This window comes from Fluviicola sp., from assembly GCF_039596355.1.
Taxonomy (GTDB): Bacteria; Bacteroidota; Bacteroidia; order Flavobacteriales_D; family Crocinitomicaceae; genus Fluviicola.
In genome coordinates, this window is record NZ_JBCNJW010000003.1 from 168966 (window position 1) to 182570 (window position 13605).

Consider the following 13605-nt stretch of genomic DNA (forward strand, 5'->3'; position numbering starts at 1 on the left):
AGTTTTTTCTTTAAGGTGCTTTCGGAATCCATTGGTTTTCAAACGGACAATCTTTGTATGCGTCGTCGATGCGGATATAAGCGGTTGAAATTTTGGATTTAGTCCACTTGACAATCGCTTTCTGTTTTTTGTCTTCCAGCGCCATCATGCGGAACAGGTTGTAATCATCCTTCAGGTTTCCTACGTGCGGTTTGGTACGTTCTGCCACGCGCACGATACGGATTGCTTCTTTTCGCTCGTTGTAATCGAAGTATAATGTCGGAGCAGTGATTTGGTTCAATTCCAAACCATCTGTCAGCTGGAACATCATCGGATCTACCTGGTTCACTTCTTCCACGCTCCATTTGATTTCTCCGGTCATCGGGTTGGTGATGTATCCTTTGTTTTCCTTGGTGTTGGCATCGTTGGAGTAAATCTTCACAGCATCTTCCCAGGTGATTTTGTTTTGCTTCAACTGATCGTAGCATTTATCCATGCGCTTGCTGGCTGCATCCAGGCTGTCGAGGCTGAATTTCGGAGCAATCAGGATATGAGCTACGACATAATCGTCTCCTTTGCGGTCGAGCAATTGCATGAAGTGGAAACCATATTCTGTTTCAAATACTTCACTGATCTGACCCACTTTTAAGCTGTAAGCCGTTGCTTCGAAAGGTTTTGCCATCATTCCGCGTGTTGCTTCGTAACGACCACAATTTTTCGCGCTTCCCGGGTCTTCCGAATGCAGGGCAGCAGCCGTACAGAAGGTAACTTTCCCAGACACAACCTGTTTTCTCAGGTCTGAAATCGTTTTGAATGCAATTTCCTTATCTGCTTTGGTAATGCGGGGGAAAACCGCAATTTGCTGAAATGAGAGCTGCGAGTTGATATACGGTAAACTGTCTTTCGGAATGGAGTTGAAGAAGGTCTCTACTTCCAATGGCGAAACATCCAGGTCGGCAGTAATTCCTCTTTCAACCTCTTGTCCCTGCATACGCTTCTTAATGGTGGCTCTGAATTCTTCTTTGATCTGAGACTTCGTTTTCCCGTAGAATGATTCGAGCGTGATCGGGTTTCCTTTCTCGTCTTTCACATTCTTCATCTGGTTTTCGTACACCCGAAGACGGTTTTCCATTTCAGCATCTACCTGTTCGTTACTAATCTGGATTGAATCCAGTTCCGCCTGGTTCACCAACAGGAAATTATACAGCATTTGTTCCAGGATCGCACATTCGTTCACATCTTCCGGGGATGCTCCGCCTTGCTTCATGGCTTGTTTCTGTCCTTCCAGTTCGGAATAAAGAATAATGTTTTCACCCACCTGAGCAACGACCTTATCAACCATTTTAGGTTGAGCAAACGATTTGGTAAGAGCCAGAGTAAAAAGTAAACTTAGGAATATGCTGTATTTCATTTTTGTATTTATCAAGCGAATGAACCGCTAATTTCGTGTTCTTTTTTGAGATTCAATCTATAACGCAGACCAAATTACATTATTTTAAGAATTAAAAACTTTCTTAAAAAGAAAAACCGGTCGAAACCGGCTTTTCTGTTATTATTTTCCAAGGCTGTAGAGTACCGGCCCGTGCACAATGATCGGGTGCTTTTTGGCAATTTCGGTCAGCCATTCTTTTTCAAGGTAATTCTGGTAATCAGATGTGGCAGCTCCTTTTGCCTCCGCGAGTGTTTTCGCCGTTGGCTCCAGGATTTCATCCACTTTGACGATGTAATATTTTCCATCCTGAACGTAAACGGGATTTACACCTTTTTTCAGGTCATGACCTTTCAGGTATGGCGTTGATTCCACTTCAAATTTCCCGGTGCGCACGCGCAGGTTCAGTTCCGAATCCTTGTTGATCGCGTTAATCACGGTGCGGGAAGAAATGGTGTCGCTTTTCAACATCGTTGCTACTTTCTTCGCTACATCTTCGTTCAAACATTCGTACACATACGCATTGTAACGTTTTCCCCAGGTATAGTTCGTGCTGTGTTCGTCGAAGAACGATTTCAAGCCGGAAGTATCTTTGATTGCTTTGTTCCATACTTTGTCAGACATGATCTCGTACAACAGGATTCCGTCATGGTATTCCTGCATCAACGCTTTAAAGTCCGGGTATTTGCTGTCCAGTTTGCTTTCTTCATACGCCAGGATTTCGCTGTTCTGCCATGCACTGTATTGTTTTTGAACCAATGCTTTGGAGTCCATACTTCGGAAGTTTCTATAGTTCTTCTGCAAGTAATCGGCGAATTGCTTTTGCGTGAAGTTTTTGTTGTCCAGCGTAAACATGGTGCTGTTCGACTTCAGTCCGTTTGCGTTCCAGGTTCCTTTGAAGTAGTTGGAATCAATATTCTGAACGAACCACTTGTTTGTTTTGCTGTAGCTGTCTTTGAATGCGTAGGTTTTTTTCAGCTTTTCGATGAAAGACTGCTGCGTGACGTTGGAGCGTTCGTCTTTGTTCACTTTGTTCTGAATTTCTTTCTTCAGTTCGTCGAATGAACGCAGCGGTGTTAACTCCAGGCGCTTGATGATGTGGAATCCGTAAGCCGTTTGTACCGGTTTGGAAATCTCACCGTTTGTTTTCAAAGCGAAAGCTGCTTCTTCAAATTCAGGAACCATACGGGTTGTTGTACCCGTTCCGAACAACTGCAATTCACCACCTCTTTCTGCTGTTTGCGCATCATCGGAGAATTCGCTTGCCAGTTTCTCGAAAGACTCACCAGCCTGCAGTTTTTCGTAAATCTCATCGATTTTTTTATGAGCTGCTTCCAGGTCTTCCGCGCTTGCGTCTCTTCCGGTTGCAACCATGATGTGAGCCACTTTAATCGTTCCGCGTGCCGGACGCATATCGATCACTTTGATGATGTGGTAACCGAATTTCGTGCGAACCGGGTTGGAGATTTTTCCTACCGGAGTGTTGTATGCCGCTTCTTCAAACGGGTACACCATCTGGAATGCTGTAAAATATCCTAAATCACCTCCGTTTCGTACTGCAGAAGGATCATCCGAACCGCTTTTGCTTCTTGCAACGGTTGCAAAATCTTCCCCGTTTTCGATGCGTTTTTTCAGTGCCATGATGCGGTTGTATGCAGCAAGAGTATCTTCCGGAGAAGCATTTTCAGCCACTTTTACCAAAATGTGCGCCGCATGAACTTCATTTTTCATACGCTCATATGCCTGTTTTACCAACGCGCTGTTCTTTGTCGAATCGATCAAATAGGGTTGAGACAACTGTTTTCTGTAACCTGCGAGTTCTTTTTTCAGCTTCGGAATGGTATCATAACCAAGCGTTTCAGCTTCCGCTACTTTCAATTTGAACTTCTTGAACAATTCCATGTAATCGTCCAGAGACTGTTTGTCGTATTTCGGATCGTTATTGTTCTTCAAATAAATTTGCAGGAACTCGGATTTACTTACCTTTTTTCCGTCGATTTCCATTACCGTGTTATCTGTTTGGGCAATTGACTGGATGGAAAGTAAAATCCCGAAGGTCAATAATAGTCGTTTTTTCATGTATTGTAATACTTTATTCAAACCAAGAACGCCAAAAATAATACATTGTTTCGGGTTTGAAAGTAAAAATGCACGATTTAAGAAAAATTTAAATTTTGGGTGAAAATTCAGCTCATTGCAAAGGGTATCAGTATATTTATGGAACGTAAGAACCCGTGTTTGATGAAAAGCCATGCGATGAATTCGGTGAAAATAGTGTTGGGAATCCTGGCCGTAGTACTTGTTTCCTGTAAGAAAGGTTCTTTTGAAGCAGATGCGCATTATTCCATCCAGTTGTCGAAGATCCGGAATGCTTACCTGACTTCGAGACAAGAGTTGTTCAAGCAGAACCAGGTCAGTGTTGCCGCGTATTACGCGGCGGCGAGTAACTTCTACGGGGTGGTGAGCCAGTCGAATTACATCAGTACGCGTTCGGCATATTTCAACCTCCGGTCTTCCTATCTGCTGCTCGGGCCTTATCTGTATGGAAATGGTCAGTTTGTACTTCCGGGTGAAGCGCTGTATTCGCGGATTGATTCCTATCCGATTAACCCGGAGTATGTGGATTATGTGAACGGCAATCCGACAGCGGGAATCATTAACGACCCGGTAACTTATCCCTTCATCACGGAAGCAACGGTCAAAAGCTGGGACAATGTGACGGGAACGAACAACCGCTCCTGCGGGATGCACGTACTCGAATTTTTGCTCTACGGAGAAGACTTAAGCAACGGCGCTCCCGGAAACCGTCCGGTTTCAGATTTCAACAACCTGCGCAGAAGGCAGTATTTCCTGTTTGCTTCCATGGCGCTCCGGAATGATTTCCTGGAATTGCCTAAGCAAGATGGATTGAAACAAGCCATGTTGCAGGCCGAACCAACTGCTGCGTTCGATTGCATTATGACCGGATTTTTGAAGTATATCAAAGAAGATTTTGCCGGAAAGTGCATCAAAAAACCTTTGGACACACAATCCGAATACGATGAAATGAGCCGTTTTTCGGATTTTACAGCGAGTGAACTCCTGGTGAAAACCGAAGCAATCCGCTTGTTTTTGAACCCGCGATCACTCTATATCTCACAAACCGAATTTTTCCTCGACGATTTTATCAAAGAAGTCGATCCGGATGCATACGACCAGGTAATGGCAAAACTGGAGGCAATTGAGAATGAATTGCTGAGTTTTCCGCTGGATTTTGACCAGGCCATTTCCGATCCGCAGGGCCGGCAGCAACTCACCCGGATTTACGCTGATTTGATTTCCATCCACGACCTGTTGGCCGGTTTTAAATCCAAAGTACTGGATTAATCGTGTTTCAAGTCAGTTCGAGTAGCGGAATGAAATGCAGTGTATCGAGAACAACTTGAAACGAAAAAATATTCGTCATTCTCGATATCCCGGATGTCCGGGACTCGAATTGACGAAGAAGTTCTAAAAATGATAACTGATTCCCGTATTCAGGTTCAGCGAGAAGACATTTTCCCGGCGCAGGTTGTAAAACAGGTTGTCGAGTCGGTAGGGATCGTTGTCATTGGTACCGATCCGCGTTTTCCGGATGGGCAATGCAATGTTGAACAAGGCTTTGATTCCGAAATTGAGTGAAAAGCGGCTGCCGAGCGGGTAACGCATCTGGATGCTGTATTGTGCCACGATCGATTTGATCAGCGGCCATTTCTTTTCCAGGAAAAAGTGGTCGGGAGTTGACCAATATGGTTCGTACTGACTCTGCGTGCCGAATTCGTTCAGGCTGTAATCGTATGTTTTATCAATCGCTTTTGAGATGGAAAATCCCAGGCCTACAATATGAGCAAGTCCGACAGGGCCGTTGCCAAGCTTGTTGTAAACCTCCAGCCGGGCGAGAAAACTGTAGCAGTTCACATCGAATGGAGATGCCCGTAGCCAGGTGGTATCGGTGTTGACAATATTGTCTGTGTTATTCGAAATGCTGAAGGTTTGCGGGCCGATTACCTTCATGTTTTTGATATTTGCCTCTCCGCCGAAACCGATTTTTTTATTGAATACATGAATGAAGTAAATACTTCCGCCGCCGTTCAGCCATTCTTTTTTCTCGGTCATTTTTCCGTCCTTGAGATGGTACTGCGGAAGTTGGGTATTGAGAATCAACGGGGAATTTCCAAAGAGTTCTGCCGAGAACAAGTTCCGCTGATTCAGGTATCCGGATTGCGAATGCCCCCAGGTTGTAACAAACCAAAAAAAGATCAACACCATTCTCATAAGCCTGAATCGGATTTAAAGATAGTTTGAAAAGTATGCTGCACCTTGTTTTTGATAAAAGGCCTGGTGAGCGGATCGCGGTATTTCGAATTTTCGGCGGAAAGAACCCTTCCGCTTGTTTTGTCAATGACGATGGAAACAAACTGGCAATGGTTTCCGCCCAGGATCAAATCCGTTAATACAAAAGGCAGGGGAACGCCAAAAATCCCAATGAGGTGATATCCCTGGATGTTCAGGTTGTACTGGTTTTCGAAATGAAAAATTCCGAGTAAATGTGTCGGTTGATCTGCGGTTAATTCGGTTAGTTGTTTGTAGTTCAGTGGAAATACAGGACGCAGGTAATCACTTTGATTGCGCATTTGCCGGTCAAACGCATTGAAGGCATAGCGCAGGTTGTATTGTTTGGTCCATGCGGTTTTATCGACCGTGTCGGGAACAAGTGTGTAGGTGTTTATTTCCTGGTAAATGCTGTTGTTTTCGATGCATTCCAGCAGCAATTTGGTTTTACTTTCCGTTTTTTCTTCCCGGAATTTTTTCTTGTGGAAGAGGTACGCGGTCGGCTCCACAAGCAGCATGATGGGTGGTTCTTCGTTTGTTTCGTAAACCGGTTTTGTGCCTGTTATCAGCTCAATGAATCCTGGGTCGGAAACCAGGTCGCTGATCGCATAAAAGTAGAACGGTGTTTTTGTGGAAGTTCCATCGGTGCTTGTTGCAAGAGGTTGTTTGGAAAACAAATCGGGGTGAAATTCCCCGCTCTTCCGGATCAGGTCGATCAGATAATTGCGAATCAAACCTATTTCAGGGTCATTGGTTTCGCGTGCCAGGTCAGTAATCATTCTTAAACTTAGCGCCATGGCGCCGTTTTTCTCCACGGTCAGGCGATACAAACCGAGATAGAAAACAGAACCGGGCGAATCAAAGAGCTGTCTGTAAACAGCAGTTCGCTTATAGACCGGGTACAATCTTTTTTGAGCAATATTGAGCCAGGAATGAGCTTTCAAGCGGGCAATCGGCTGTGGATCAAGACCGCGTTTTTCCAGGATGTATAGATGATAAAGTGCTTCGTCGGGTTTGTTTTCCAGCAATAAATCTTCTACATATTGGAACGTGCATAAATTCCGCACGAGTTCAAAATATGGATTGTCTGCCAGGTATTCGACGCGTGCTGTTCCGATAAAATGTTTGCCCAATTCTTCTTCGCGTTTCAGGAGTTTGATCGAGTAGGGATTTGGAAGCCGCTTTTCCAACCGGTAGTTACTCCGTTCAAACAGGCTGGCTGGAACGGTCATCAGATCGGAATTGAAATAATTTGCCGGAACGGAAACCTGTTCGATGGGATCATTTCTGAACCGGAGAAGTTCCAGTCCTTCCAATAAGAAATACGGATCAAAATTCAACCGTTCATTGATTGAAAAGGCAAAAGAATCTGCTTTGGAAATAGCTGTGCTGTCGTAATTGTCCAGTTGAGCAAGCCGGGAATTCAAATTCGGCTGCCGGTTTAGTTTCACAGACTCAAGCAGTGATCCTGCCTGTATGTGGTAGAGCTGCGTGGCAATCAGGAAAGACAATTGTTCTATTTTGTCTGCCCGGGCAATCAGTGCGGTGGAAATGTAAATCCTGGAGTTTCCGTCATTCAGAATACTTGCAAGCGAAGACTTGAACGGATAAATTTCAATCTGCTGGTTCAGGCTTGAATCCTGTAAAAGCAGGTTCCGGAGCAGGGAAGAGCAGAATGCGTGAACTTCTTCTCCGTAGACAATTCTCCCGTTGGATGCCAGGCTTCTGAAAACGGCATCGATTTCATCCGGGGTACTTTTCCCGGTGCTCAGATAGGGAGTTTGTGACTGGTCGAATTTTAAGAAACGGCAGTCCGGTCGCATAAACTCCGGAATTTCTCCCCGCGATTGAAGCGGAACCAAGTCCTGGTATGAAACCTGCGCATAGCCCGATGCTGCCTGTAGAATCAGAACAATGTATGCGAGCAGTTTCATGCGTTTCAGAGTGAGGTTATACAAAAATAAAAAGCGGGTCATGTAAATGTAACCCGCTTATCAGAATAAACCTTGAATTGAGATCGAAATTATTTTAAACTATAGTTCGGAGCTTCCCGTGAGATGATGACATCGTGTGGATGTGATTCACGCATTCCGGCAGCTGTGATGCGCACAAATTCAGCGCCTTTCAGCTTGTCAATCGAACCTGCCCCGCAATAACCCATTCCGGCTCTCAGACCTCCGACAATCTGGTAAACCACTTCGAAGAGGTTTCCTTTGTATGGAACACGTCCGGAAATTCCTTCCGGAACCAGTTTTTTAATATCGTCTTCTGCATCCTGGAAATAACGGTCTTTAGAACCTTTCTGCATGGCTTCCAAAGATCCCATTCCCCGGTACGACTTGAATTTTCTTCCTTCGTAAATGATGGTTTCACCCGGAGATTCTTCTACTCCTGCAAACATAGAACCGATCATCACGACATCTGCTCCGGCAGCGATTGCTTTCACGATGTCTCCGGTGTAGCGGATTCCTCCGTCTGCAATAACCGGAACGCCTGTTCCTTCCAATGCCAGCGCTACGTCGTTTACAGCTGTTAACTGTGGAACTCCGACTCCTGCAATGATTCGGGTTGTACAAATCGAACCCGGTCCGATTCCTACTTTTACCGCATCTGCACCCGCTTCAACCAGGTATTTTGCAGCTGCAGCTGTTGCAATATTTCCAACGATCACTTCCAGGGTCGGGAACTGTGCTTTCACTTCTTTCAGTTTCACCACAACTCCTTCTGTGTGCCCGTGTGCCGTATCAATAACGATCGCATCCACACCTGCTTCAACCAAAGCTGTTACGCGTTCCAGGGTATCCTGAGTAACACCAACTGCTGCTGCAACGCGTAGGCGACCGTATTGGTCTTTACACGAATTCGGATGTGTTTTTACTTTGATGATGTCGCGATAGGTAATCAACCCGATCAGGGTATTGTCTGCATCGACAACCGGTAATTTTTCAATTTTATTTTCCTGAAGGATATCTTCAGCGGTAGCCAGGCTCGTTCCGTCTTTGGTGATCACCAGGTTTTCGCTGGTCATAATTTCACGAACCGGACGGGCATGATTCTTTTCGAAGCGCAGGTCGCGGTTGGTGATAATTCCTTTGAGTTTGCGGTTCTCATCCACCACCGGAATTCCTCCGATCTTATATTCTTTCATCAGGGAAAGTGCATCGTTTACCAATGCGTGCTCGGATAAGGTAACAGGATCGAGGATCATACCGCTTTCCGAACGTTTAACTTTTCTTACTTCCAAAGCCTGGTCGGCAATTGACATGTTCTTGTGAATCACCCCGATTCCTCCCTGCTGAGCCAATGCAATAGCAAGATTTGCTTCCGTAACCGTATCCATCGCTGCGGAAACGATTGGAGTGTTTACCTCAATGTTGCGTGTGATTTTACTTTTTAATTGAACGTCGCGGGGTAGAACTTGTGAAAATGCCGGGACTAAGAGTACATCGTCGTATGTGAGACCTTCTCTAACTGAATTAAGATTGGACAGTGCCATGTGTGAACCTATTTTTGAAATAAATTCTCGCAAAAGTAATTATTTTCAGGCACAAACAAATCGGTTTAGTTAAACTTTCTGTTAACTTTTTGGCTTTTTCCTGATAATTATTGTTAAACGGGCCAAAAGGGGCGATAAATTATTCAAAAATCCGTATTCTTGTAGCATGAATAATTGGTTGAAATACGGACTTATAGGGATGCTTTTGATCGTCTCACTGAACGCAAATTCTCAAAAACAGGATCGATTGATTCAATTATCTGGTGTGGTTGTTTCCTCAGACAGTTTGCGTGAAATGCCTTATGCGGCGGTTTACAACAGAACAGTCAAACGTGGAACGATTGCTGATATTTACGGTTTTTTCTCATTGGTTGTACAACCGGGAGATACCATTATGTTTAAATATTATGGTCACAAACCTTCCTCTTATATTGTTCCGGACAGTTTGAAAGAAGACCGTTATTCCATTATTCACATGATGAATGTCGATACCATCCAGTTGAAAGAGGTGGTCATTTATCCATGGCCGTCTAGAGAAGCATTTGCGCAGGCCTTTGTGGAAATGAATCCATACGATGATGCGATGCTTAGAGCTCAGAAACAATTATCCGGTCAATCACTGGCATCCATCGCTTCGATGGTTTCAAGTGATGCCTCCCTTTCATTCGGGAATGTCGTGAATCAAAACAACACGCGTCTGTATACGATGGGGCAGTCGCCTGTAAACAACTTACTGAACCCGTTTGCATGGGCCAGCTTCCTGCAGAAATGGCGGTCGGGTGAATTGCACAGGCAGTAACAATCGAACAACTTATTCTGATGTTGGTTTGAGCGCTCTTTTATAGCGTTCCAAAATCCGTTCTCTTGCCCATTTGTGTTCTACAACCGGTTCCGGATAAGTATCTGAACCAAATTCAGGAACCCATTTTTTGATGTATTCGAACTTCGGATCAAATTTTTCCTGCTGGCTGGTGGGATTGAAAACCCGGAAATAAGGAGCTGCATCGACTCCGCATCCTGCCGCCCATTGCCAGCCGCCCACATTGCTTGCCAGTTCGAAATCCAGCAGTTTTTCCGCAAAATAACGTTCCCCCAAACGCCAGTCGTGAAGCAGGTGTTTGCACAGGAAACTGGCTACCACCATGCGCACGCGGTTGTGCATGTGTCCCGTCTCATTGAGTTCGCGCATGCCGGCATCAACCAGCGGATAACCGGTTTTGCCCTCGCACCAGGCCTGGAACAAGTGTTCGTCGAATTCCCACTCGATGCGGTCGTATTCGCTTTTGAAGGCGTTGTGAATGGTATTGGGATACCAGTACAAAATCATTTGGTAGAAATCCCGCCAGATCAATTCGTTGAGAAACTTCTCATTGGACAAAGATGCTTTCACCAATTCCCGGATGGAAATCGTTCCGAAACGCAGGTGGACACTCAAGCGGGTAGTTCCGTTGATCGCAGGGATGTCGCGGGTATTCTGGTAATTCGAAATGATGGAAGAAGGAATTTGAACCGAAGGAAAATCCTGTGTTTGCACTTCGCTGAACCCCATGGCTGCCAGGCTGGGAATTGGTTTTTTTGCTTTTTCGTCTTGGTGAAAGTTACCGGCGTATTTCTCAACCGGGTAAGCTTTCAGGTGAAAATCAGTCAGGTTTTCCTTCCAGCGCTTCATATAAGGCGTGTAAACACTGTATGGATTGCCGTCGGGTTTCACGACTTCTTCTTTTTCAAAAATCACCTGGTCTTTTGATCCGGAGAAAGTGCAGTTTAATTCTTTGAGTTTTTCATATACAGCTTTGTCCCGCGCAATGGCTTCCGGTTCGTAATCCCGGTTGCAGAATACATGTTGAATCTGATGTTCTTTTACCAATGCCGGAATCAGTTCCAGCGGATTTCCGTGAAACACCCAGAGCGAAACACCGATTTGTTGATAAGCTGCTGCTAGTTCGGAAACTGTCTGATGAATGAACAATACCCGCTGATCCCCTTTGGGAAGGTGTTTGAGGATTTGGGTGTCGAAAATGAAAACCGGCTGCACGTTCGTTCCGTTTTTCAATGCTTTGAAAAGTCCGGCGTTATCAGAAATCCGTAAATCCCGGCGATGCCAGAAGAGCGTGAGTTGTTTCATAAACCGATGTGATTAATTGAAAATGGAGAATTGACGAGTGAGAAGGGAAAAGTTAATTTGTAGTATGAGACTTTTCAATGCTCCATTTTACCTTTTCAATTTCTTTAGTACCATGAATGAACGACTCCCATCACCGCAACGATTACGCCGATAATGGTTCCCATCAAAGTCATGCGGGTACGTTTTCTGAGGTAGATCATGGAGCAGAATAGAACAGAGAAAACACCGATAATGATGCTCAGCGTGCTGATGAAAAGCAATTGTGTTTCATAGTGCTGACGCAATGCAATCGTGAATTCGTTGACGCGGATTTCATCGCTGCTGTTCAAATCTGTCAGGAAAGGAATGACAGCAAACTGGTTGTAGGAAACCAAAAGCAGTCCGATGATGCTGACTACGAAACCAATTGCTGAAAGTGCTCTCATGATTTAATTCTGTTTAACAAAAATAACAAAGATTCTTAGTTACCATCGTATTCAACGCCGTTTCTGGGAGTTTCCCACAGGCGAACCTTGAGCTTCAGGTCGGCAGGCAGTTTTTCACGCAGGATATTCCAGCAAACCAGTGCAATGTTTTCTGCTGAAGGAATCAGGTCTTTGAACTCCGGACAATCGAGGTTCAGGTTCCGGTGGTCGAAACGTTCCAGGATTTCCAGTTTGATGATTTCCGACAGTTTTTTCATGTCCAGGACATATCCCGTTTCCGGGTTGATCGGCCCGTCGAGTTCGACCTCCAGTTTGTAATTGTGTCCGTGGAAATTGGGATTGTTGCACTTTCCGAAAACACGGTCGTTTGTTTCATCGTCCCATGTTGGATTGAAAAGCCGGTGCGCGGCGTTGAATTGTTCTACTCGAAAGATTTTCATGAAAAAAGGATTTCCTCGATCTGTTGTTTGTAATCGCTTATTAATATCTGAAGCCAGGAAGTGTAGCGTTCCGGATGCTGGTCTATGTCTGCTTTCAGTTCGTTCCAGTCCATCCATTTGTAATCCATTACTTCGTCCGGATTGGGCGAAACTTCGCCATCGTAGGAACCGAACAGCACGTAGTCCAGTTCGTTTTCGATCAGTCCTGAATCGAGCTGTACGCGGTAAATAAAGTGGAAATGCGGTTTTACTGCACAATGAATCCCCATTTCTTCCTGTAAACGCCGGCTTCCTGCATTCGCAAGAGATTCATCCATTCGTGGGTGCGAGCAGCAGGTATTTGTCCATAAACCACCGGAATGGTATTTATTCAGACTGCGTTGCTGTAAGAGGATTTTTCCGTTTCGGTGAATGAAAACAGAGAATGCGCGGTGTAGTATCCCTTTCTGATGAGCTTCCATTTTTTCCATGAAACCAAGCACCTCGTCCTGCTCATTGACTAAAACAACCGTTTCCAAATCTTACAATAAATTCAAGTTATGGCGAAGATAAGAAGTAAAAAGCAAACGGTACTTTTTATTGTCCGGAATCCGGATTCTTTGTCCCAAAATGATTTGTGCATCTGTCTTCCGGATTTTGTGAAAAAGCTTCACGTAATACCGGTAAGCCATGTACACGCCGAAACGGGCATCTTTGGGAAGCTGTTTGATTCCTTCGTAGCCGGCTTTGAAGTCCACCTCGATTTCCCGTTCGATTTTCTGCTTCATTGCGCAGTCGAATAAATCGAAGTTCATTTCCGGGAAATAGGTTCTTCCGAGTTGGTAATAGTCGGCATGAAGATCGCGCAGGAAATTGATTTTCTGAAAGGCAGATCCCAGTTTCATGGCAGGTTCTTTCAGCCTTTCATACGCTTTCTGATCGCCGCGAACAAACACTTTCAGGCACATCAATCCCACAACTTCAGCAGAGCCGAGAATGTAACGTTCGTACCCCTGGCGTTCGTACTGTGTTTTTTCCAAATCCATTTCCATAGACTGCAGGAACAGTTCGATCAATTCCGGGTCAATTCCGTACTTCTTCACCGTCCATTGAAAACTGTTCAGAATAGGATTGAGGGAAATACCCCGTTCGATGGCTTTGTATGTTTCTGTCTTGAATTCGGAAAGGAGTTCTTCTTTTTCAAAGGTGTGAAAACTGTCCACGATTTCATCCGCGAAGCGTACGAATCCATAAATAGCATGAATAGGAGCCTGGAGATCCTTGCCCAGAAAACGGACTCCGATCGAAAAAGAAGTGCTGTACCTTTTGGTTGTCAGTGCACTCATGTCCAGAGAAAGTGTGTCAAAGAGTTGTTTCATAGC

12 protein-coding genes are annotated in these 13605 nt (G+C 44.9%); 2 read left to right on the plus strand and 10 right to left on the minus strand.

Translation table 11 applies throughout. The features are described 5' to 3' along the window. Positions 1 to 10: 10 nt before the first annotated feature. Both ABDV94_RS08740 and ABDV94_RS08745 read right to left on the minus strand, forming a co-directional pair. Positions 11 to 1390 carry a peptidylprolyl isomerase gene (locus ABDV94_RS08740; protein WP_343606571.1) on the minus strand — a complete coding sequence of 460 codons (1380 nt, stop codon included), beginning with the start codon at positions 1388 to 1390 and terminating at the stop codon, positions 11 to 13. A 141-nt stretch (positions 1391 to 1531) separates the two neighbouring features. Continuing rightward, positions 1532 to 3487 carry a peptidylprolyl isomerase gene (locus tag ABDV94_RS08745; RefSeq protein ID WP_343606572.1) on the minus strand — a complete coding sequence of 652 codons (1956 nt, stop codon included), beginning with the start codon at positions 3485 to 3487 and terminating at the stop codon, positions 1532 to 1534. 138 nt (positions 3488 to 3625) lie between these two features. Here ABDV94_RS08745 and ABDV94_RS08750 point away from each other — a divergent pair, with 138 nt between their 5' ends. Beyond that, positions 3626 to 4774: an imelysin family protein gene (locus ABDV94_RS08750; RefSeq protein WP_343606574.1), complete on the plus strand. Its 1149-nt coding sequence runs from the start codon at positions 3626 to 3628 to the stop codon at positions 4772 to 4774. Between the two features lie 123 nt (positions 4775 to 4897). Here the strand turns inward: ABDV94_RS08750 and ABDV94_RS08755 are convergent, their stop codons facing one another. The 3 genes from ABDV94_RS08755 to guaB form a co-directional block, all read right to left on the minus strand. Then, positions 4898 to 5701, minus strand: coding sequence for a hypothetical protein (locus tag ABDV94_RS08755; protein WP_343606576.1), 804 nt, complete (start codon positions 5699 to 5701; stop codon positions 4898 to 4900). After that, positions 5698 to 7692, minus strand: a complete 1995-nt coding sequence (locus ABDV94_RS08760; RefSeq protein WP_343606577.1) for a hypothetical protein — start codon at positions 7690 to 7692, stop codon at positions 5698 to 5700. The genes ABDV94_RS08755 and ABDV94_RS08760 overlap by 4 nt, the downstream gene beginning before the upstream one ends. Positions 7693 to 7781: 89 nt before the next feature. Continuing rightward, positions 7782 to 9254, minus strand: a complete 1473-nt coding sequence (gene guaB / locus ABDV94_RS08765; protein ID WP_343606578.1) for an IMP dehydrogenase — start codon at positions 9252 to 9254, stop codon at positions 7782 to 7784. A 166-nt stretch (positions 9255 to 9420) separates the two neighbouring features. Here guaB and ABDV94_RS08770 point away from each other — a divergent pair, with 166 nt between their 5' ends. Then, positions 9421 to 10053 carry a carboxypeptidase-like regulatory domain-containing protein gene (locus tag ABDV94_RS08770; protein WP_343606580.1) on the plus strand — a complete coding sequence of 211 codons (633 nt, stop codon included), beginning with the start codon at positions 9421 to 9423 and terminating at the stop codon, positions 10051 to 10053. Between the two features lie 12 nt (positions 10054 to 10065). Here ABDV94_RS08770 and ABDV94_RS08775 read toward each other — a convergent pair whose 3' ends face one another. From ABDV94_RS08775 to ABDV94_RS08795, 5 genes are all read right to left on the minus strand, one after another. Then, positions 10066 to 11379, minus strand: coding sequence for a deoxyribodipyrimidine photo-lyase (locus ABDV94_RS08775; RefSeq protein ID WP_343606582.1), 1314 nt, complete (start codon positions 11377 to 11379; stop codon positions 10066 to 10068). Between the two features lie 104 nt (positions 11380 to 11483). Next, positions 11484 to 11804: a hypothetical protein gene (locus ABDV94_RS08780; RefSeq protein ID WP_343606584.1), complete on the minus strand. Its 321-nt coding sequence runs from the start codon at positions 11802 to 11804 to the stop codon at positions 11484 to 11486. A 35-nt stretch (positions 11805 to 11839) separates the two neighbouring features. Then, positions 11840 to 12244, minus strand: coding sequence for a 6-carboxytetrahydropterin synthase (locus ABDV94_RS08785; protein WP_343606586.1), 405 nt, complete (start codon positions 12242 to 12244; stop codon positions 11840 to 11842). Next, positions 12241 to 12762, minus strand: a complete 522-nt coding sequence (gene idi / locus ABDV94_RS08790) for an isopentenyl-diphosphate Delta-isomerase (RefSeq protein WP_343606588.1) — start codon at positions 12760 to 12762, stop codon at positions 12241 to 12243. The genes ABDV94_RS08785 and idi overlap by 4 nt, the downstream gene beginning before the upstream one ends. 3 nt (positions 12763 to 12765) lie before the next feature. Further along, the gene (locus ABDV94_RS08795) at positions 12766 to 13602 is read right to left on the minus strand and encodes a phytoene/squalene synthase family protein (RefSeq protein ID WP_343606590.1); all 837 of its coding nucleotides are present in this window, start codon (positions 13600 to 13602) and stop codon (positions 12766 to 12768) included. Positions 13603 to 13605: the final 3 nt, after the last annotated feature.